The organism is Pseudomonas frederiksbergensis, assembly GCF_900105495.1.
Classification (GTDB): domain Bacteria; phylum Pseudomonadota; class Gammaproteobacteria; order Pseudomonadales; family Pseudomonadaceae; genus Aquipseudomonas; species Aquipseudomonas frederiksbergensis.
Map to the genome: position 1 here is coordinate 1,231,494 of NZ_FNTF01000002.1, position 20,419 is coordinate 1,251,912.

The following is a 20,419-nucleotide window of genomic DNA, read 5'->3' on the forward strand; positions in this document are numbered from 1 at the left end:
CGGTTTTGGGCGGGAGTCTGCCATGAGTTTTGAAGCCTTCGGTCAGCCGCTGCTGACCTTCCCCGATGCAGAAAAAAGCCCCCTGAGCATTCGCGCCAAGGCGCTGGTGTTTGTCGATCCGCGTTCGCGTCAGTTACGCCAGGAGCTGGAGCTGTTGGCGCCGCGCTCGATTTCGGTGTTGATCCGTGGCGAAACCGGCAGCGGCAAGGAGTTGCTTGCGCGGCACATCCATCGTGAGAGTGATCGCGGCGGGTTGTTCGTTTCGGTCAACTGCGGCGCGATCAGCCCGACTTACGCCGATGCGGAATTGTTCGGGTATGCCGCTGGCAGTTACAGCGGTTCGGCCAGCAGCCGCGCCGGCTGGTTCGGTTCTGCCAATGGCGGGACGCTCTATCTGGATGAGATCGGCGACTTGCCCCTACCGATCCAGACAAAATTGCTCGCGGCGCTGGAAAACCACGAAGTCACCCGTGTCGGCGCTCACCAACCAAGCCCGGTGGACGTGCGTCTGGTCGCCGCGACCAGCATCGACCTGGCCCAAGCGGTGGCCGCCGGCAAATTTCATGAGCGGCTCTACCACTACCTCAGCGAGGGCCAGCTCGAACTGCCGGCCTTGCGGGAACGGGTGGGGGATATTCTTTCGCTGTCCGAATATTTCCTCGGCATCTATAGCCAGCGTCTGGGCCTGCCGGTGCCGCTGATCAGCGAAGCCGCGCAGCATTTGTTAGAGCAACACAGTTGGCCGGGTAATACCCGGGAGTTGGAAAACGTCATTCACTTCGCGTTGCTGGTCAGCACCGGCGATGAGATTTTGCCGGAGCATTTGAATTTGCCTGAGGCGCCGGCGTCATTGGTACAGATTGAGCAACAAGCGGCTCAGCTGATTAAAAACGGCACGGCCTCAGAGCGATCTGCACTCAAGCATTTGCTTGAAAGCCTGACGCAGACTCTGTAGCAGCTGCCGAAGGCTGCGTCCGACGCGAAGCGGTCGCACCCAAACAACGCGGTCCTCAAAAGAAACCCGTTAAGCCATTTTGCGGCTGCTGCGCAGCCGAACGCAGCCTTCGGCAGCTGCTACAAAGCTATCGGCAGCTGCATGAACAAAATGGAATATGAAAGTGAATAAAAGATATTGTTCGGGAATAAAAAATCCCGGTATTGTCCGCGTCACGCCAGCGATAGCACTTCACTGGCACCTGTACTAAACAAGCCGTCGTCGATGACGACCGTGATTTTCGATAAGGACACTGCATGAAAAAGGTTCTGTTGTTCACCGCATTGGCGGCTGCCCTGACCGCGGGCCTGGCCCAGGCCGGCGAGAAACTGGTGGTGGCGGCGACCCCGGTTCCACACGCCGAGATTCTGGAACTGATCAAGCCAACCCTCGCCAAAGAAGGTGTGGACCTGGAAATCAAAGTCTTCACCGACTACGTTCAGCCGAACGTACAGGTCGACCAGAAGCGTCTGGACGCCAACTACTTCCAGACCTTGCCGTACCTGAAAAGCTTCAACGAAGGCAAAGGCACTAACCTGGTGACCGTGATCGGCGTTCACGTCGAACCCTTCGGCGGCTACTCGAAGAAAGTCAAAACCCTGGCTGAGCTGAAAGACGGCGCAACCATCGCAATCCCGAACGAAGGCAGCAACAGCGGCCGTGCTCTGATCCTGCTGCAGAAGGCTGGCCTGATCGAGTTGAAAGACCCGAAAAACGCTCTGGCCACCCCGAAAGACATCGCCAAGAACCCGCACAATTTCAAGTTCAAGGAACTGGAGTCGGCCATGCTGCCGCGTGTTCTGGACCAGGTCGACCTGGACATGATCAATACCAACTACGCGCTGGAAGCAGGTCTGAACCCGGCTAAAGACGCGCTGATAATCGAAGGCGCAGATTCGCCTTACGTGAACTTCCTGGTGGCTCGTCCGGACAACAAGGACAGCGTAGCCATCCAGAAACTGGCCAAGGCGTTGACCAGTCCTGAAGTGAAAGCATTCATCGAGAAGAAGTACAGCGGCGCGGTATTGCCGGCGTTCTGATTCGCGAGGCAAACCCCTTCAAGGTTTCAAACGCCGACGGCTGATACAGCGTCGGCGTGATCGTTCCCACGCAGAGCATGGGAACGATTGTCTTAGGCCACCCGCGCCTTCAACGCCCTGCGCAACGCCACCAGCAATTTCACAATGTCCTGCGGATCCAGCCGCTGTGGCACTTTTACGTCAGCCATTTTCTCTTCCTTGTGATGGTTCGCCCGGGGGAGTCTGACCAAAAGCTGTGCATCCTTGGAGGGGGACTCTGAAAAAAAGACCCTTCCTACAGCGCAAAGAAAAATAGTCGTCTTCCGTTGCCCCGGCAAATGCGCAGGACAGTTTTTTGGCCGAGACAACCCGGTCAACTGTGGAAGCGTGTCAGACGCTGATCATGATCGTTCCCACGCTCCGCGTGGGAATGCCTCTAGGGACGCTCCGCGTCCAGTGACGCGGAGCGTCACGGGCTGCATTACCACGCAGAGCGTGGGAACGATCTGCGTACCTCAGTCCGGCCAATACCACACCGGCTCATCCAGCATCCGCTGCCCGACAATCCCGGTCTGGCCCAGGTTCTTCTCCAGCACAATGCAATTGCATTCCGGGTCCTCCTGCAACGCCGAGATCAACCGCCGTGCATGAGAAACCACCCACACCTGACACTGCTCGGACGCGCGAATAATCAACCGCGCCAACGCTGGCAACAGGTCGGGATGCAAACTGGTCTCCGGCTCGTTCAGCACCATCAGCGTCGGCGGCCGAGGCGTCAGCAGCGCCGCCACCAGCAGCAAATAGCGGAGAGTCCCGTCCGACAACTCGGCCGCGGACAAGGGCCTCAACAAGCCTTCCTGATAAAACTCGATGGCAAAGCGTCCACCCTGAAGCGTCGCGATGTTCAATCGCGCGCCAGGGAAGGCGTCACTGACGGCAGCCTGCAAGGCTTCGGGATCGCCGATTTCGCGGATTGTCTGCAACGCAGCCGCCAGATCTCGACCGTCGTGATGCAGCACCGGTGTGCGGGTGCCCAATTGCGGTTGACGCACCGGCGCGTCGGCGTCGCTGCGAAAGTGATCATAGAATCGCCAGCGGCGGATGAATTCACGCAACTGCATGACTTCCGGCGAGGTGCGAAAGCTGCCGACCTGATCGAACAGGCTGTCGAAATTCGGCGTGTGTTGGGCCAGCACCTCCCAGCCGCGACCGGTCCGGGCTCGGATCATTGGGCCGTTGCGATCCACCAGCAGGCTGGCCGGGCGGTAAAACGGGCCGGACCAGATGCATTCCTTCTTGATTTCCGGGTCCAGAGAAAACGCGGAAAGGCTCGGCTCCGGCAGACCCAGCGCGATCGAGTAGCTGAAATCTTCCCCGGCAAACCCCAGGCGCAGGCGTTTGGCGCCGTGCCGTACGCTCGCCTCGATCGGAACGTCGCCATTACGCATCCGTCGGCTGATGTTTTCCGGGCCGGCCCAGAATGTCGAATCCAGCCCTCCCTCGCGGGCCAACGCATTGACCACGCCGCCCTGAGCGGTTTCCGCCAGCAGGCGCAACGCGCGGTAGAGGTTGGATTTGCCGCTGCCATTCGGACCGGTGATCAGGTTCAACCGATCCAGAGGAATCACCAATTTATTGATCGAGCGGTAATTGGCCACCGCTAGGGTTTTGAGCATGGGAAGCTTCCTGCTGCGTGGTGCGCGATTCTGCCTTATTGTCGACGTCATCGTGCGCCAGGCTTTATTTCAAACCGTGAGGCGCACCCTTGGAACCCTGTTCTAAGCTCACAGTCGTATCGCCATCTGCACGTTCGTACAACGCAAAGGAGTCTGCATAGTGGGTCCCGGATTGAAAACAGTGGTTGGCCTGAGCCTCCTTGTTCTGCTGAGCGCCTGTGGCGATGAAAAACCGGTCGAAAAGGACCGTCCGCGGGTATTCGTTCAAGAAGTAAAACCTGCGGATTACGCAGCGACAGTGACCCTGACCGGTGATGTTCAGGCGCGGGTCCAGACCGATCTGTCGTTCCGCGTGGGCGGCAAGATCATCCAGCGTACAGTCGATGTCGGTGACCGGGTTTCGGCCAAACAGGTTCTGGCCAGGCTCGATCCCAAGGACCTGCAAACCAGCGTCGACTCGGCCCAGGCGCAAGTTGTTGCCGAGCAGGCCCGAGTCAAACAGACCGCCGCCGCCTTCGTTCGCCAGCAAAAACTCCTGCCCAAGGGCTATACCAGCCAAAGTGAATACGATTCCGCCCAAGCCGCCTTGCGCAGCAGCCAAAGCGCCTTGACGGCGGCCCAGGCGCAACTGGCCAACGCCCGGGAACAACTGGGCTACACCGCGTTGGTCGCCGACGCGCCGGGGGTGATTACCGCGCGGCAGGCCGAAGTCGGCCAAGTGGTGCAGGCCACCGTGCCGATTTTCAGCCTGGCCAGGGACGGTGAGCGCGACGCCGTGTTCAACGTCTACGAATCGCTGCTGACAGAGCCACCAGAGGGGAAAGCGGTGGTCGTCAGCCTGATCGACAAACCTGAGGTGAAAACCACCGGCACTGTTCGGGAAATCACCCCGGCCGTCTCTGCGCAGACTGGCACGGTGCAGGTCAAAGTCACGCTCAAAGGACTACCGGAAGGCATGCAGCTCGGTTCGGTGGTGAGTGCCACGGCCCAGACGCCAGGCAAGTCGGCGGTCGAACTGCCCTGGTCGGCACTGACCAAAAATCTCAGCGAGCCGGCGGTGTGGCTGGTGGACGGTGAGGGCAAGGCACAGCTGCACAACGTCACGGTCGGCCGCTACTTGACGGGCAAAGTGATCATCAGCGCCGGCCTGAAGGGCGGTGAAAAAGTGGTCATTGCCGGCGGCCAGTTGCTGCACCCTGGCGTGAAGGTGGAAATCGCCGAAGACACCTCTAAGGATTTAGCCGCAGGAGCCCAGCCATGAAGCGTCTGTTACTGGTATGCGCCGGTGTGATGCTGGTGGCCTGCTCGGAAAAGGAATCGCCGCCGGAGCCTGTGCGTCCGGTGCTGTCCATCAAGGTCCAGTCTCTGGACGAAGAAAGCCTGGGCCGCTTCGCCGGCAGCATCCAGGCCCGGTATGAAAGCAATGTCGGCTTCCGGGTGTCAGGGCGTATCGCCAGCCGTCATGTGGATGTCGGTGCCGAAGTCGATCAGGGGGCGTTACTCGCAACCCTCGACCCCACCGATCAGCAGAACCAGTTGCGCTCCGCCCAGGGTGATCTGGCCAATGTCCAGGCGCAACTCATCAACGCCCAGGCCAACGCCCGGCGTCAGCAAGAGTTGTTCGATCGCGGCGTGGGCGCCCAGGCGCAACTCGACATCGCACAGACCGACCTCAAAACCACCCAGGCCTCCCTCGATCAAGCGAAGGCTGCGGTCGATCAGGCCAAGGACCAGCTCAACTACGTCGAACTGCGCGCCGATCACCAAGCCATCGTCACCGCGTGGAACGCCGAAGCCGGGCAAGTCGTCAGCGCCGGCCAGCAAGTGGTGACCCTGGCGCAGCCGAACATCAAGGAAGCGGTGATCGACCTGCCGGACACCCTGGTCGACCAGTTGCCGAATGACGTGGTGTTTCAGGTGGCCGCCCAACTCGACCCGAGCATCACCAGCACCGCGATCATTCGCGAAATCGAACCCCAGGCGCAAAGCGCGACCCGCACCCGTCGCGCCCGCCTGACATTGACCGACACCCCACCGGGTTTTCGCCTGGGCACAGCCATCAGCGTGACCCTCAGCTCCGCGATCAAACCGCGTATCGAACTGCCCCTGACCGCGCTCCAGGAAGTCGATGGAAAACCGCGGATCTGGGTCGTCGACCCGCAGACCCAAACTGTTTCCCCGCGAGACGTCAGCCTGATCAGCCGCACTGGCTCAACGATGGTGTTGGCCAACGGCGTGAAGTCCGGCGAGCGGGTGGTCAGTGCCGGCGTGAACAGCCTGAAACCGGGGCAGAAAGTAAAAATCGATGAGGACAGCCCGCAATGAAAGGGAGTTTCAACTTATCCGAATGGGCCCTCAAGCATCAGTCGTTTGTCTGGTATTTGATGTTCGTCGCGCTGCTGATGGGCGTGTTCTCGTACCTGAACCTCGGACGCGAGGAAGACCCGTCATTCACCATCAAAACCATGGTGATCCAGACTCGCTGGCCGGGCGCGACCCAGGAAGAAACCCTCAAGCAGGTCACTGACCGGATCGAGAAAAAACTCGAAGAGCTCGACTCGCTCGACTACGTGAAAAGCTATACCCGCCCCGGCGAGTCGACGGTCTTCGTTAACTTGCGTGATACCACCAGCGCCAAGGACATCCCGGAAATCTGGTACCAGGTGCGCAAGAAGATCAATGACATTCGCGGCGACTTCCCCCAAGGCCTGCAAGGGCCGGGGTTCAACGATGAATTCGGTGATGTGTTCGGTTCGGTGTACGCCTTCACCGCTGACGGCTTGTCGATGCGCCAATTGCGCGATTACGTCGAGCAAGTCCGCGCCGAGATCCGCGAAGTGCCGGGGCTGGGCAAAGTCGAGATGGTCGGCGAGCAGGACGAAGTCCTCTACCTGAACTTCTCCACCCGCAAACTGGCGGCTTTGGGTATCGATCAGCGTCAGGTGGTGCAGAGCCTGCAATCGCAAAACGCGGTGACCCCGGCGGGTGTGATCGAGGCCGGTCCCGAGCGGATTTCCGTGCGCACGACCGGGCAGTTCGCCTCCGAGAAAGACCTGGAAAACGTCAACCTGCGGCTCAACGATCGTTTCTACCGCTTGGCCGACATCGCCGAGATCAGCCGTGGTTACGTCGATCCGTCAACGCCGGAATTCCGCTTCAACGGCCACCCTGCCATCGGCCTCGCCATTGCGATGAAGAAGGGCGGCAACATCCAGGTTTTCGGCAGCGCGCTGCACCAGCGCATGAACGACCTGACCGCCGACCTGCCGGTGGGCGTCGGCGTGCACAACGTTTCCGACCAGGCCGAAGTGGTGGAAAAAGCCGTCGGCGGCTTTACCAGCGCGTTGTTCGAAGCGGTGGTGATCGTGCTGATCGTCAGCTTCATCAGCCTCGGCGTCCGCGCCGGGCTGGTGGTGGCGTGCTCGATTCCGCTGGTGCTGGCGATGGTCTTCGTCTTCATGGAGTACAGCGGCATCACCATGCAGCGGATTTCCCTCGGCGCGTTGATCATCGCCCTCGGCCTGCTGGTGGATGACGCGATGATCACCGTCGAGATGATGGTCACGCGCCTGGAAATGGGCGATACCAAGGAGCAGGCCGCTACGTTCGCCTACACCTCGACCGCGTTCCCGATGCTCACCGGTACGTTGGTGACGGTGGCCGGTTTCGTGCCCATCGGCTTGAACGCCAGCTCGGCCGGCGAGTACACCTTCACCCTGTTCGCGGTGATCGCGGTGGCCATGATCGTGTCGTGGGTTGTCGCGGTGCTGTTCGCCCCGGTGATCGGCGTGCACATCCTCAGCGCCAATGTGAAACCTCACGACGCGGAACCGGGGCGCATCGGTCGGGCGTTCAATTACGGCATGCTCTGGGCCATGCGCAATCGTTGGTGGGCGATCGGCATCACCGTTGCACTGTTTGTGGCGTCGGTGTTTTCCATGCAGTTCGTGCAGAACCAGTTCTTCCCGTCCTCGGACCGCCCGGAAATCCTCGTCGACCTGAACCTGCCGCAAAACGCCTCGATTGCCGAAACCCGCAAGGCTGTGGACAAACTCGAAGCGACGCTCAAGGGCGACCCGGACATCGTGCGCTGGATCACCTACATCGGCGAAGGTGCGATCCGTTTCTACCTGCCCCTCGACCAGCAATTGCAGAACCCGTACTACGCGCAATTGGTGATCGTCAGCAAAGGGCTGGAATCGCGCAACGCGCTGAGCCAGCGCTTGCGCGAACGCCTGCGCAAGGATTTTGTCGGTGTCGGCAGCTACGTCCAGGCGCTGGAAATGGGCCCGCCGGTAGGTCGGCCGATTCAGTACCGGGTCAGCGGCAAGGACATCGATCAGGTGCGCAAACACGCCATCGCCCTGGCCACCGAGCTGGATAAAAACACCCACATCGGCGAGATCATTTACGACTGGAACGAACCGGGCAAAGTCCTGCGCATCGACATCGCGCAGGACAAGGCGCGGCAATTGGGGCTGTCGTCGGAAGACGTGGCCAACCTGATGAACAGCATTGTGGTCGGTGCGCCGGTGACTCAGGTCGATGACGATATCTACCTGATCAACGTGGTGGGGCGTGCGGTAGACGCCGAGCGCGGCACTCCGGAAACCCTGCAGAACCTGCAGATCGTCACGCCGGGCGGCACGTCGATTCCGCTGCTGGCGTTCGCTTCCGTGCGTTATGAACTCGAGCAGCCGCTGGTCTGGCGCCGCGACCGCAAACCGACCATCACCATCAAGGCGGCGGTGCGCGACGAAATTCAGCCGACCGACCTGGTGAAACAACTCCAACCCGACATCGATAAATTCGCCGCCAGTTTGCCGGTGGGCTACAAGGTCGCCACGGGCGGCACCGTCGAGGAAAGCGCCAAGGCCCAGGGCCCGATTGCCAAGGTCGTGCCATTGATGCTGTTTTTGATGGCGACCTTCCTGATGATCCAGTTGCACAGCGTGCAGAAGCTGTTCCTGGTGGCCAGCGTCGCACCACTCGGCTTGATTGGCGTAGTGCTGGCGCTGATCCCGACGGGCACGCCGATGGGCTTTGTGGCGATCCTGGGGATTCTGGCGCTGATCGGCATCATCATCCGCAACTCGGTGATTCTGGTGACGCAGATCGAAGCCCTGGAGAAGGACGGCCATGCACCGTGGGATGCGGTGGTGCAAGCCACGGAACATCGTCGCCGGCCGATTCTATTGACGGCAGCGGCGGCGAGCCTGGGGATGATTCCGATCGCCCGGGAAGTGTTCTGGGGGCCGATGGCCTACGCGATGATTGGCGGGATTGTTATTGCGACGCTGCTGACATTGCTGTTTTTGCCGGCGCTGTATGTGGCCTGGTACAAAATCCGCGAACCGAAAAAGCAAGCGCAGTAATTGGTGGGTTGATCGTTCCCGAGTGACGTTTGGGAACGGTCCTACTTACATGGCCGGTGCGTTGCTGTACGGTCCCTTTCCTGATGGAGGAGGGATTTCGATGTCACCGATGACTCATTGTCTGCGCTATGTGCTGTTGCTCGGCGCTCTGTTGTGTTCACCCCCGACGCTGGCTGGCAATGTGCTGGAAAATTCGCAGTGGCGCGTCGAACTCGATCCCGCCACGCTGGCGATCCTTGTCACTCCCGCACAACATTTGCCAGTGCAAGCCTCGTCGGGCGTTAACGGGTATAAGGTCAGCAACCTCAAGCAAAGCGCCAATCGCATGGACTGGCAGTGGGACGACGGCGCCTGGACGCTCAGTGCCGCCCTCGATCAGCGTGACCTGTCCCTGTCCATCACGGCCCGTGATCCCGGTGAACTGAGCTTTCTGAAACAGCCTGGCAGTTCCATGGGAAAAGGGCTGATCTGGCCGCTGGCCGAGGGGCGTTACGTGCCTGCCGGTGATCCGCTGTGGCAAACCTTTCTGCTCGATCAGGGGGCGTTCAATACCACCCAAGACCTGAGTCTGCCGCTGTGGGGCGTTGATCACGGTGGCTTCACGCTGAACTGGCTGATGACCAACCCTTACAACAATCGCCTGATCTTCAGCGCCGAAAACAACAACACCCTTGCTCTGACTGTTCATCATCAATTCACCTCCCTCGAGCCCAATGCACCGCTGACTTTCAAGCTGTCGTTGGGTGATGTCGATCTGTTGGCGGGTGCCAGGCGCTATCGGAAATGGTTGGTCGACAGCGGGCAATACGAAACCTTGAGCGACAAACTGCTGAAGACTCCCGAAGCCAAAAAGCTCCTGGGCGCCAGTCATGCTTATCTGTGGGGTAATGACCTGCTCGGACCGGAGGATGTTCGAAGCTGGCCAGCCTTGCTGAAAAGGTTGCGCGGTAATGGGCTGCTGGCCAGCGAGTTACGTTCCAGTTTTGACACTGAAAGCTCGCAGTTACTGGCCCGGGCTGAGCCACCGCTTGATCGTTACCAGCAAGCCACGTTGCTACGCAGCCTCAATGCTGCACTCAACAAGAAGGCACGCAGCGGCTGGCAGTCTGTGGTCGAACCGGACATGCAAAAACTGGCTGACGGCTACGGCGTGTTACGTGCTGAGCTGGCAGTGGCGTTTTCCGATGCTTTGACGGCAACCCCGGAACGCTGGGGCAATACCTTGTCACCCACCACAATCGAACAACTGAAAGCTGCAGGCCTGACGCGATTATGGCTTGGCCTTGGCGAGGGTTGGGAAGGGGGGCTCTGGCATCCTGAAACGGTGCGCCAAGGCGTTGCCGCAGGTTATCTGGTGGCGCCTTATGATTCCTATGAAACGGCGCTGACCATCACTGAAAACCCGGACTGGACCACCGCGCATCTGGGCTCCAGAGCCAACCAGGAATGTGCGGTCGTGCTGGAAACCGGGACGTTCAAAAGCGGGTTTCAGCAATCGGGGCATTACACCGATCCGCGTTGTGTTCGGCCATTGCTTGAAGCGCGCATCAGGGCTGTGCTTGGCAAGGCCGGATTCAATAGCTGGTTTCTGGACGCCTACGCCACCGGCATGCTGTTCGACAGCTACCGTGTGGGAGCGACCATGACTCAGGTGCAAAATGCCGAAGGCAACATCGATGCTTCGCGTTGGGTCAACGAGACATTGAAGCTACCGACCGGCTCCGAGGATGGCAACGCCACCACGGCCCAAGGTGTGTTGTTTGCCCATGGGATGCAGACACCGGTAATCGGCTGGGGGGATTCGGATATGAGCAAGAATCCGAAGTCGCCCTATTACCTGGGCCGCTGGTTTCCTGATGAACAGCCGCAGGTTTTCTTCAAGCCCGTGCCGCTCAAGGAACCCTATCGCACGGTTCACTTTGCGCCGCAAACGCGCTTGCCGCTTTATCAGGCGGTGTTCCATGGCTCGGTGATCACCACCCATCATTGGTTGTTCGACAGCCTTAAGTTGAGCAATGTGCGCGCCGATAATGAGCTGACGCAATTGCTCTACAACGTGCCGCCGCTGTATCACCTGAGTGCGGCGACGCTGAAGCAGCGGTTACCGGTGATTGCGCGTCAGGATGTGTTCTTCCGCCCGCTGCATGAGCGTCTGGCGACTCAGGCAATGACAGGTTTCCGTTGGCTGACTGAAGACCGTCAGGTACAGCAGACAACGTTCGCCGATGGCACCAGGCTGGTGGCGAACTTTGATGTACGCGAACGTGAGATGGATGGGCGACCGCTGGCCGATCGAAGCATTACCGCGTTTGACGCGAGCGGGGGAGTGACGACCTATCAAGTCGCTGTGCAACGTTAGAAAACCGTCGCGAACCTGATCGCGATTTGCGTCCTGACAGGCTACGCCGGTTTACGCCAGACACTCGCCAGCCAAGGCTGCTGCTCCCGCGGCAGCCCTGCCGGCCGGTAGTAATGCTCCAGCTCCACAAACCCCGCCGCCGTCAGCAATTGCTGCCACGTCTCAAGATCGTGGTACGCCCCATAACGCGGCCCGTTCCAGCCTTCCTGATTCTCGCCACGCGGGTTGGAACTGAACAGCACGCCACCCGGCTTCAAGGCCCCGCGCAACTCCTTCAATACCCGAGGCAGTTCCTGGCGCGGAATATGAAACAGCACCGCATTGGCGAAGATCCCGTCAAAACGTTCGGCCGGTAAATCCAGCTTCAGGAAATCCTGCTGCCAGACTTCACAACCGCTGTCCTGTCGGGCCATCTGCGCAAACTTCTCCGAACCATCAAGCCCTACGGCGGTGTGGCCCATGCGCGTGAAGGTTTGCAAATCACGACCCGGCCCGCAGCCAAAATCGAGGATGTCGAACGGCGCCTCACCCTGAATATGCCGCAACAGCGCATCGATGTTCTGGCTGACATCATGATCGCGCGTCCCTTCGCGAAAACTTTCAGCCACCGAGTTGTAATGGCCCAGGGTGGTGGAGGTGATCTGCTCGAGGTCGGTGGGGGTCTGTTTCATGGTCGGCTGCGCAGGCAATTGGGATTTGCCGAATATACGCCATCAAACCAGTGGCTGCTTCGCAGCCAATCGCGAGCAGGCTCGCTCCCACAGTTGATCGCGTCCGTCTGGACATCTCGGTCGAATGTGGGAGCGAGCCTGCTCGCGAAAGCGGTATCACTGACAACCAATAACTTCAGCCAGACTCAGCGCTTGTTGAGCCCCCGAGCCAACCGATCCCCGCCCAACTGAATCACCGCCACCAACACCACCAGCAACACAATCACCGTCAACATGACCTGGCTATCAAAGCGTTGATACCCGTATCGATAGGCGATATCGCCCAACCCACCGGCACCAATCGCCCCGGCCATGGCCGACGAGTTGATCATCGTCACCAGCGTAATCGTGAAACCGCCAACAATTCCCGGCAGCGCCTCGGGCAACAACACATGCCAAACGATATGCCCGCGTCGGCAACCCATCGCCTGCGCCGCTTCGATCAACCCGTGATCCACCTCCCGCAAACTGACTTCGGCAATGCGCGCAAAGAACGGCGTGGCGGCAATGGTCAGCGGCACCACGGCGGCCCAAACGCCGTACGTGGTGCCGACGATCAACCGGGTAAACGGAATCAGCGCCACCATCAAAATCAGAAACGGAATCGAGCGGAACAGGTTCACGAACGCGCCCAACGCACGGTTCAGCGCCGGTGCTTCATAAATTCCGCCCTTGGAACTGGTGACCAGGATCACCGCCAGCGGAATGCCCGCCAGCAGTGCGATCAATGACGACACGCCGACCATCAGGAAGGTGTCGATGAAGCCTTGCAGCAAGCGATCAAACCACATAACCCAGCACCTCCACCTGTTGTGCCCAGTTGCCGGCGCGTTGACGCAATTCCTCTGCGCTGAGAGACGAACCGGTCACCGCCAGCAGCAGTTGCCCGAGGGCATGGCCCTGAATCCGTTCCACGCCACCTTGCAGCAAGCGCACGCGACCGCCGAGGGCACTGAACAACGCGGCCAGGTCGGGCTCGTCGCTGGCGCTGCCGGTGAACTGCAAACGCAGCACAACAGCAGCGTCCGAGGACTGTGGCTGTGCCTGCAAGCGGCTTTGCAGTTCTTCCGGCAAACCGTGCTGTAACGGTGCCAGCAAGGTTTTGCTGACCTCGTGCTGCGGGTTGCCGAAGACTTCCCAGACCGGCCCTTGTTCGACGATTCGTCCGTGTTCCAGCACCACGACCCGATCACAGATATCGCGGATCACCGCCATCTCGTGGGTGATCAGCACGATGGTCAGGCCCAGGCGCTGGTTGATCTCGCGCAGCAGGCCGAGGATCGATTGCGTGGTTTCCGGGTCCAGCGCCGAAGTGGCTTCGTCGCACAGCAGAATCGCCGGGTCATGCACCAGGGCGCGGGCGATGCCGACGCGTTGTTTCTGCCCGCCGGACAGCTGCGCCGGGTAGGCCTTGTGTTTCTCTTGCAGGCCACCAGTTCCAGCAATTGGCGGACTTTCTGCTGGCGTTTTTCCTTCGGCACCCCGGCGACTTTCAGCGGCAATTCGACGTTCTGCCAAACTGTCTTGGCCGACATCAGGTTGAAGTGCTGGAAGATCATGCCAATGCGCCGACGCAGCGCCACCAGGCGGTCTTCATCGAACTCGCCGATGTCGACCTGATCGATCAGCACGCGCCCCGTACTCGGTTGTTCCAGGCGGTTGATGGTGCGGATCAGCGACGACTTGCCGGCGCCGCTGCGGCCGATGATGCCGAACACCTCGCCGCGCTGGATCGCCAGGTCGATGCCTTGCAGCGCGGCGACAGGACCTTGCGGGCCGTCGTAGGTTTTGCCCAGGCCAATGAAGCGCACGTGAGCACGGTTCAGGTTCGGGTGCAGTTCCGTTTGTTCAGCGTCTTTGAGCTCTGGAATCTCCAGTCGCAGTTGCGTGGCTGCCGTCATATTCAGCTTTCCCAACCGGCTTGGTAGAGCTTGCCGTGGGCTTTATCCAGTGCTGCACGCACGGCCGGCGAATGCTGGTAGATGTCGACGAACTTGATCAGGCGCGGGTCGGTTTTGCTTTTCGGCTGGATCACGAACTGAATCACGTATTCCTTGTGATCGAGGCCGTCGAACAGCAGGGCGGAGCCGGCATCGAAGGTCTTCGACAAGCGGATGTAGGCCGGGTAGCCCTGAACCAGATCGGCGTCGTCATAGGCGCGTACCAGTTGCACGGCTTCGACCTGAAGGATTTTGATCTTCTTCGGATTGGCGACGATGTCTTCTTCGCTGGCCTTGTAGCCGACGCCCGGTTTTAGGGTGATCAGCCCGGCCTTGGCCAACAGTTGCAAGCCACGACCGCTGTTGATCGGGTCGTTGGCGATCGCCACGCTGGCGCCTTCCGGCAGTTCGTCGAAGTTTTTGTATTGCTTCGAGTAGAGGCCGACGTTGTTGATGATCCCCGGTGCGAACGGCACCAGGTCAAAACCGGCGGCGGCCTTGGCGTTTTCCAGGAACGGGACGTGCTGGAAGTAGTTCACGTCGATGTCGCCGGCGGCGAGGCTAACGTTGGGCGCGATCCAGTCACTGAACTCCACCAGGTCGACTTGCAGGCCTTGTTTCCTGGCTTCTTCGACGGCGGCTTCCAGGGGAATGGCGAAAGCGGCGGTGGTGCCGACCTTCAGCGGCGCGTCGGCGGCGAAGGTGATGGAGCTGAAAAGGCCGAGGGCCAAGGCCAGTGCTTTGACTGGGTGGCTGAATAGTTTTTTGGTCATGATGATTTTCCAGTCAGTGCATTGGATTGGCGATCGTTCCCACGCTCCGCGTGGGAATGCAGCCAGTGACGCTCTGCGTCACCGCCGCAAGGACGCGGAGCGTCCCGGGAGGCATTACCACGCAGAGCGTGGGAACGATCAGTTACAGGGGTTAGTGTCGGTAATGGGATCCGGTATGTTGCTCAGGCAAATGCGCCTCTGCGTGAAACAGTTTTTCCCGCAGGCTGCCGCTGTCATAAGCGGTCTTGTACGACCCGCGCCGTTGCAACTCCGGAATCACCAGGTCGATGAAATCCACATAACTCTCCGGCGTGACGATTCGCGTCAGGTTGAAGCCATCCAACCCGGTTTCGGCGATCCACGATTCCAGCTCATCCGCCACCTGCTGCGGCGAACCCACCACGGTGATGTAGCGACCACCGAGGGCGTGTTGCTCGAGTAATTTGCGGCGGGTCCAGTCGTTGTTTTGCAGGTTTTTGGTAGCGGACTGGATCGCGTTGCTCTTCACGTACTGGATCGGTTCGTCGATGTCGTACTCGGAAAAATCGATCCCGGTGGAAGCCGAGAAATGCGCCACGCCGGCCTCGGCACTGGCGTAGCTCAAGTACTCGGCGTGCTTGGCCCAGGCTGCCTCTTCGGTTTCGCCGACAATCACGTTCAACCCCATGAACACCTTGATGTCCTCAGGGTTGCGCCCGGCCTCGACGGCACTGGCGCGCACCTTGTCCACTTGAACCTTGGTCGACGGTTTGTTCTGGCCGCTGATGAACACGCACTCGGCATGCCGCCCGGCGAACAGCAAACCGCGATCCGAACTGCCGGCCTGGAACAGCACCGGTGTGCGCTGCGGCGAGGGTTCGCAGAGGTGATAACCCTCGACCTGATAGAACTCGCCCTTGTGCTCGACCTTGTGCACTTTCTCGGGCTGCGCGTAGATCCGCTGTTGCGGATCGTTAAGCACCGCGCCGTTTTCCCAGCTGCCTTCCCAGAGTTTGTAGAGCACTTGCAGGTATTCATCGGCCTGGTCATAACGACGGTCGTGTTCGACCTGTTCGCTCAAACCCATGGCTTTGGCGGCGCTGTCGAGGTAGCCGGTGACGATGTTCCAGCCGACCCGGCCACGGCTCAGGTGATCGAGCGTGGACATGCGTCGGGCGAACAGATACGGCGGTTCGTACGTCAGGTTGGCGGTGAGGCCGAAGCCAAGGTTTTTGGTGACCGCAGCCATGGCCGAGACCAGCAGCAGCGGGTCATTGACCGGCAACTGGATTGACTCTTTGAGCGGGACGTCCACCGAGTTCTGGTAGACGTCGTAGACCCCGACGATGTCGGCGATGAACAAGCCGTCGAACAGGCCACGCTCCAGCAATTGCGCCAGTTCGGTCCAGTATTCGATGGTTTTGTACTGGGTTGACGTGTCCCGTGGGTGCGTCCACAGACCATGATTGATGTGCCCGATGCAGTTCATGTTGAACGCGTTAAGCAAAATCTTTTTCTTCGCCATCAGATGGTCCCCCGCAGTGGCGGGTTTTCATCGTTGAGGTAGTAATTGCCCACCGCGTGATACTTCCAGCGCACCGGGTCGTGCAGCGTGTGCACTCGAGCGTTGCGCCAGTGACGATCCAGGCCGTGTTCAATCAAGGTTGCCTGGCTGCCGGCCAGTTCAAACAGCGTGCTGCCAGCGGCGAGGGAAATCTCGGTGCTGATGGCGCGGGCTTCGGCGACCGCAATCGACGCGGCGGCGACGGTCTCGGCGTTGGTGTCGGCCTGGGCCTTGTCGAGGAATTCGCCAGAGCGTTCCAGCAAGGCCTCGGCGGCGTGCAGGCGAATGCTCAAGTGGCCGAAGCTCTTGATGGTCAGCGGGTCCTCGATGGCTTTGTCGTTGCCGGAATCGATCCACGGCCGGGTCTTGGTGCGCACGAAGTGCAGCGCATCTTCATAGGCGGCGCGGGCGATGCCGGTGTCGATGGCGGCGTGAAGAATCTGCGCCAACGGGCCGACGGTGGTCGGGCGCTCGAACGCACTTTGAAACGGAATCACGTCTTCGGCGGCGACGTAAACATCTTCAAACACCACCGAACCGCTGCCGGTGGTGCGCTGGCCGAAGCCGCTCCAGTCGTCGATGACCGTCAGGCCCTTGGCATGACGAGGGACGAAAGCGAGTTGCTGAACGCCGTTTTCGTCCACGACCGAGGTCGGAATGCGCTGGGCATAAATCGCGCCCGTGGCGTAAAACTTGCGGCCGTTGATGCGGTAGCCGTCGCCGTCGCGAGTCAGGCTGGTAACGCGGTCATGGGCGGTTTTGGTGCCCAGTTCCGCGAGGGCATTGCCGAAGCGTTGCCCTGCCAGCACTTCGGCGTAGAGGCGTTTTTTCTGCTCTTCGCTGCCATTCACCCGCAGCACTTCGAGCGCGTAGAAATGGTTCTGCGGGATCTGGCCGAGGGAACCGTCAGCCTGGGCGATCAGCGCGATCACCTTGGCCAGGGTGACGTTGGAAACCCCGGCGCCGCCGTATTCTTTTGGCACGCTGATGCCCCAAAGGCCCGAGCGGGAAAACACTTCCAGTTCCGGGTGTGGCAAACGGCGTTCGCGGTCGCGCAGGGCGCTGTCGCGTTTGAAATCTTCGGCCAGGTCACTGGCGACGATCAGGGCTTGCTCATCGCTGGTGATGACCGCGACGTGGTGAGAAAGGGTCATGTGTTTCTCCAGAGGTCTGGTCGTTAAATCCAGGAGTGGCGAGCGGGCAGCGTGCCGTTCAGGTGATAGGTGCCGACGGCGTGATATTTCCAGCGCACCGGGTCGTGCAATGTATGCACGCGGGCGTTGCGCCAATGGCGGTCGAGGTTGAATTCGGCGAGGGTGGCGCGGCTGCCGGCCAGTTCGAAAAGCTTTTCGCTGGCCAGCAGCGAGATCTCGGTGGTCAGCACTTTGGCTTCGGCCACGGCAATCGAGGCGCGGGCGGCGGACTCGGCGGTGAGCGGCGCAGCGTTGACCTGATCGAGCACTTGCCCGGCCTTGCGCAACAACGCTTCGGCGGCGTGCAGTTCGATTTTCAGTTTGCCGATGTCGGCGATCACATAAAGGTCGTCGCTGGCCCGTTCGACCTTGGCGTCGATCCACGGCCGCGCACGGGTTTTCACGAACTCGATGGCGTCGTCGATGGCGCCCCGGGCGATGCCGGCGTCAATGGCGGCTTGAATCAGCTGCGACACGGCACCCTGAATGTTCGGGCTGTCGTTGATCTTCCAGTTATCCACCACCAGCTCGGCGTCGACCTGCACGTTGTTGAGCAAAATAGTGCCGCTGGCGGTGGTGCGTTGGCCGAAGCCCGACCAGTCATCAACGATGCGCAGCCCGGGAGTGCCGCGACGGACGAAGGCCAGAACCTGCTTGCCATCGTCGTTCAGCGCCTTGATGGCGACCCAGTGGGCGAACAGGGCGCCGGTGGAATAGAACTTCTGCCCGTTGAGGACGAAGCCGTCGCCGCTGGCGGTGATTCGCGCCTTGAGTTCAAGGGTGTTCTTGGTACCGCGCTCAGGTCCCCCGTTACCGATCCGCCAGCCGCCGAGCACGCTTTTGAACAGCTGCTTTTTTTGCGATTCAGTGGCGCTGCCGAGTAACAGGTTGAGAATGCCGAACTGGTTTTGCGGGATCTGTCCCAGTGCCGGATCGGCCGCGGAAATGATCGCGAAGACTTCGGCCAGCGTGACGAACGAAACCTGCGGGCCACCGTACTCACGCGGGATAGAAATGCTGCCCAGGCCGCTGCGGGTGAACTGTTCGATTTCCGACCACGGCAGCTTGCGCTGCTGGTCGCGTTTGGCTGCTTGCAGACGGGCGACTTGCGCCAGCTCATGGGCGGCTTTAATGGCTTGTGCGTCGTTACGCAAGACCTGCGCGGGCAACAACAACGGGGCGATGTCCAGATCACTCTGGACGATTGCATCTGCCAGACTGGACATCAGTGCCGCTCCTTGGCTGCACGCAATGCCCTGGCGATCTGCACTGGGGTGATTGTGTTCCGGACCATACCTACCTCACATCTCATGGAAACGCCGCGATGGTTGCGACGAACGAAAACAAGAATGTCCGGTGGTCCGGTGCATATACCCTAAGCGTGTATAAAAAATTAATAAACTAACTTTTAGGAATATGCATAGAAGGCGGTGCCACAGATTCATGTAGCAGCTGGCGAAGCCTGCGTTCGGCTGCGCAGCAGTCGTTAAAACAGGCGCCGCGGTTATTCAGGTTAATCGCGGATTCAGGATTTACGACTGCTGCGCAGCCGAACGCAGGCTTCGCCAGCTGCTACAAGGGATCTCAGTTTTTGCGGGGTTCGGCGGCCATGAGCATTTCTTTCGGCCGGGCCTTCAAGTACGGATTGGCGCAACCGATCTTCAGCCAGCGCGGCGGTGCCCAACGGGAGTTGTTGCCCACCCGGTCGAGGATGCAATAAGTCACTTCCAGCCGCAGGTCTTCGCCGGCTTCGAGAATGATCGCCGGCGGCACCCAGACCTGAATCGGTTGACCGACATCGCAAGCCTTGAGCTTGGGCAGGTCCATGCGCACATCGCCCCAGCGCAAGGTGATTTCGTCGTCGGCGGCCATGTTCAGGTAAGGCTCGATGGTCAACGGAACACCGCGCTTGATCTGGTTCGGATTGACGCCCTGGCGGCGAATGGTCTCGGGAATGTTCACCGGCTCCAGACTCTGGTTTTCATCGCCGCACAGCGCTGACGGTTGGCCGCCGGGGCAGTCGAGTTTGATCTGCACCCGTCTGGTGGCTGAAAGGGTGGGGCCTTGCCCGATCTGCATGATCCGGTAGTGCACACGCGAGGTGCCATTGGCGATGAAGCTCTCGGGCACACGCAATTGGACCGGTTGGCCGACATCGTCAGCCGTCAGTACTCTGGAGGCCACGTAGCAGTTATCCCAGAACAGTTCGATCAGGTCGCCTTCGTCCATGCCGGAGTAGGGCGCCACATCGATCAGCAGGTGCGCCGCTGAGGTGATGTTGATGCAGGTCTTGTGAGATTGCGCCAGAGTTGGGGCCGCAAGTTCGGGTTTGTTCGAAGTGCTTGTCATGGGATTCTCCTTGAAGCCTTGCAGCGAAAGTCCGTTTCTGAAAGTTCGAAAGGCGTGAATTACCGGGCAACAAAACTGTTCACTGTGTGTGAAATTAAATAGTGAATGAGTGCGAGGTTAATTGCCTGTTGGAGACTAGATAAGAGTGCGCTTGTATAAGTGTCAATAGAGTTTGTTAGTTAAGTATTGGATCGTGTGTTATTCAGAAAAATCCTACGCAGTGGAGTTAATAAGCTGCACCGCTCTGTCGAATTTGACCTTGTTCTATGGGCTTTTGGCGGCGGTGTCGACGGCGAAGCCCGGCACGGCGAGGGTGCGGGTCTTGGCTGGATTTTAAGCGAGGTTATTCTGTTGCAGGAGATATATATGTACCGCCTGCGGCTATAAGAATTTATCTATTGTTCAAAGAGGTGAACAAGCGAAGAGCCTATATCGAGGGTTTTGTTGGTGGGAGTGGTTGTCACTTCCATCCATGGAAGTTAACAAGT

The 20,419-nt window shown here is 60.0% G+C and carries 14 protein-coding genes and 1 pseudogene; 6 read left to right on the forward strand and 9 right to left on the reverse strand.

Going from position 1 to position 20,419, the window contains the following annotated elements:
• Positions 1–22 precede the first annotated feature (22 nt).
• Together BLW70_RS06225 and BLW70_RS06230 are read left to right on the forward strand one after the other, a co-directional pair.
• A complete protein-coding gene (locus tag BLW70_RS06225) occupies positions 23–955 on the forward strand; it encodes a sigma 54-interacting transcriptional regulator (protein ID WP_074872499.1) in 933 nt (310 codons plus the stop codon).
• A 296-nt stretch (positions 956–1,251) separates the two neighbouring features.
• Positions 1,252–2,034 (forward strand): MetQ/NlpA family ABC transporter substrate-binding protein, encoded by a 783-nt coding sequence (locus tag BLW70_RS06230; protein WP_074872503.1) that lies wholly within the window; start codon positions 1,252–1,254, stop codon positions 2,032–2,034.
• Positions 2,035–2,528: 494 nt separating this feature from the next.
• On the opposite strand, the gene BLW70_RS06235 is transcribed toward BLW70_RS06230, so the two are convergent.
• Complete coding sequence (locus BLW70_RS06235) at positions 2,529–3,689, reverse strand: AAA family ATPase (RefSeq protein WP_074872504.1); 1,161 nt, start codon at positions 3,687–3,689, stop codon at positions 2,529–2,531.
• Positions 3,690–3,846: 157 nt separating this feature from the next.
• Here BLW70_RS06235 and BLW70_RS06240 point away from each other — a divergent pair, with 157 nt between their 5' ends.
• The 4 genes from BLW70_RS06240 (at position 3,847) to BLW70_RS06255 (ending at position 11,423) form a co-directional block, all read left to right on the forward strand.
• Positions 3,847–4,950, forward strand: a complete 1,104-nt coding sequence (locus BLW70_RS06240; protein ID WP_074872506.1) for an efflux RND transporter periplasmic adaptor subunit — start codon at positions 3,847–3,849, stop codon at positions 4,948–4,950.
• Complete coding sequence (locus BLW70_RS06245; protein ID WP_074872509.1) at positions 4,947–6,014, forward strand: efflux RND transporter periplasmic adaptor subunit; 1,068 nt, start codon at positions 4,947–4,949, stop codon at positions 6,012–6,014. The genes BLW70_RS06240 and BLW70_RS06245 overlap by 4 nt, the downstream gene beginning before the upstream one ends.
• Positions 6,011–9,064, forward strand: a complete 3,054-nt coding sequence (locus tag BLW70_RS06250; RefSeq protein WP_074872511.1) for an efflux RND transporter permease subunit — start codon at positions 6,011–6,013, stop codon at positions 9,062–9,064. The genes BLW70_RS06245 and BLW70_RS06250 overlap by 4 nt, the downstream gene beginning before the upstream one ends.
• A gap of 100 nt (positions 9,065–9,164) precedes the next feature.
• The gene (locus tag BLW70_RS06255) at positions 9,165–11,423 is read left to right on the forward strand and encodes a glycoside hydrolase (RefSeq protein ID WP_074872513.1); all 2,259 of its coding nucleotides are present in this window, start codon (positions 9,165–9,167) and stop codon (positions 11,421–11,423) included.
• A gap of 41 nt (positions 11,424–11,464) precedes the next feature.
• Here BLW70_RS06255 and BLW70_RS06260 read toward each other — a convergent pair whose 3' ends face one another.
• The 8 genes and pseudogenes from BLW70_RS06260 to BLW70_RS06295 form a co-directional block, all read right to left on the reverse strand.
• The gene (locus BLW70_RS06260; protein WP_074872516.1) at positions 11,465–12,094 is read right to left on the reverse strand and encodes a class I SAM-dependent methyltransferase; all 630 of its coding nucleotides are present in this window, start codon (positions 12,092–12,094) and stop codon (positions 11,465–11,467) included.
• A 185-nt stretch (positions 12,095–12,279) separates the two neighbouring features.
• Positions 12,280–12,924, reverse strand: a complete 645-nt coding sequence (locus tag BLW70_RS06265; RefSeq protein WP_074872518.1) for a methionine ABC transporter permease — start codon at positions 12,922–12,924, stop codon at positions 12,280–12,282.
• Positions 12,914–14,034 (reverse strand): annotated as a pseudogene (locus BLW70_RS06270) (methionine ABC transporter ATP-binding protein). Before BLW70_RS06270 ends, BLW70_RS06265 begins: the two are co-directional and overlap by 11 nt.
• A 2-nt stretch (positions 14,035–14,036) precedes the next feature.
• Positions 14,037–14,846, reverse strand: coding sequence for a MetQ/NlpA family ABC transporter substrate-binding protein (locus tag BLW70_RS06275; RefSeq protein ID WP_074872520.1), 810 nt, complete (start codon positions 14,844–14,846; stop codon positions 14,037–14,039).
• A 151-nt stretch (positions 14,847–14,997) separates the two neighbouring features.
• Complete coding sequence (locus BLW70_RS06280; RefSeq protein ID WP_074872521.1) at positions 14,998–16,350, reverse strand: LLM class flavin-dependent oxidoreductase; 1,353 nt, start codon at positions 16,348–16,350, stop codon at positions 14,998–15,000.
• Complete coding sequence (locus BLW70_RS06285; RefSeq protein ID WP_074872523.1) at positions 16,350–17,543, reverse strand: SfnB family sulfur acquisition oxidoreductase; 1,194 nt, start codon at positions 17,541–17,543, stop codon at positions 16,350–16,352. The genes BLW70_RS06280 and BLW70_RS06285 overlap by 1 nt, the downstream gene beginning before the upstream one ends.
• 23 nt (positions 17,544–17,566) lie before the next feature.
• Positions 17,567–18,808: an SfnB family sulfur acquisition oxidoreductase gene (locus BLW70_RS06290; protein WP_074872524.1), complete on the reverse strand. Its 1,242-nt coding sequence runs from the start codon at positions 18,806–18,808 to the stop codon at positions 17,567–17,569.
• A 358-nt stretch (positions 18,809–19,166) separates the two neighbouring features.
• Positions 19,167–19,931: a hypothetical protein gene (locus BLW70_RS06295; protein WP_074872526.1), complete on the reverse strand. Its 765-nt coding sequence runs from the start codon at positions 19,929–19,931 to the stop codon at positions 19,167–19,169.
• Positions 19,932–20,419 lie beyond the last annotated feature (488 nt).

What these genes read in the sequence shown, in the direction of transcription:
- BLW70_RS06225 (WP_074872499.1), top strand. Translation starts at nt 23, where the DNA reads ATGAGTTTTGAAGCCTTCGGTCAGCCGCTGCTGACCTTCCCCGATGCA.
- BLW70_RS06230 (WP_074872503.1), top strand. Translation starts at nt 1,252, where the DNA reads ATGAAAAAGGTTCTGTTGTTCACCGCATTGGCGGCTGCCCTGACCGCG.
- BLW70_RS06235 (WP_074872504.1), bottom strand. Translation starts at nt 3,689, where the DNA reads ATGCTCAAAACCCTAGCGGTGGCCAATTACCGCTCGATCAATAAATTG.
- BLW70_RS06245 (WP_074872509.1), top strand. Translation starts at nt 4,947, where the DNA reads ATGAAGCGTCTGTTACTGGTATGCGCCGGTGTGATGCTGGTGGCCTGC.
- BLW70_RS06250 (WP_074872511.1), top strand. Translation starts at nt 6,011, where the DNA reads ATGAAAGGGAGTTTCAACTTATCCGAATGGGCCCTCAAGCATCAGTCG.
- BLW70_RS06255 (WP_074872513.1), top strand. Translation starts at nt 9,165, where the DNA reads ATGTCACCGATGACTCATTGTCTGCGCTATGTGCTGTTGCTCGGCGCT.
- BLW70_RS06260 (WP_074872516.1), bottom strand. Translation starts at nt 12,094, where the DNA reads ATGAAACAGACCCCCACCGACCTCGAGCAGATCACCTCCACCACCCTG.
- BLW70_RS06265 (WP_074872518.1), bottom strand. Translation starts at nt 12,924, where the DNA reads ATGTGGTTTGATCGCTTGCTGCAAGGCTTCATCGACACCTTCCTGATG.
- BLW70_RS06275 (WP_074872520.1), bottom strand. Translation starts at nt 14,846, where the DNA reads ATGACCAAAAAACTATTCAGCCACCCAGTCAAAGCACTGGCCTTGGCC.
- BLW70_RS06280 (WP_074872521.1), bottom strand. Translation starts at nt 16,350, where the DNA reads ATGGCGAAGAAAAAGATTTTGCTTAACGCGTTCAACATGAACTGCATC.
- BLW70_RS06285 (WP_074872523.1), bottom strand. Translation starts at nt 17,543, where the DNA reads ATGACCCTTTCTCACCACGTCGCGGTCATCACCAGCGATGAGCAAGCC.
- BLW70_RS06290 (WP_074872524.1), bottom strand. Translation starts at nt 18,808, where the DNA reads ATGTCCAGTCTGGCAGATGCAATCGTCCAGAGTGATCTGGACATCGCC.
- BLW70_RS06295 (WP_074872526.1), bottom strand. Translation starts at nt 19,931, where the DNA reads ATGACAAGCACTTCGAACAAACCCGAACTTGCGGCCCCAACTCTGGCG.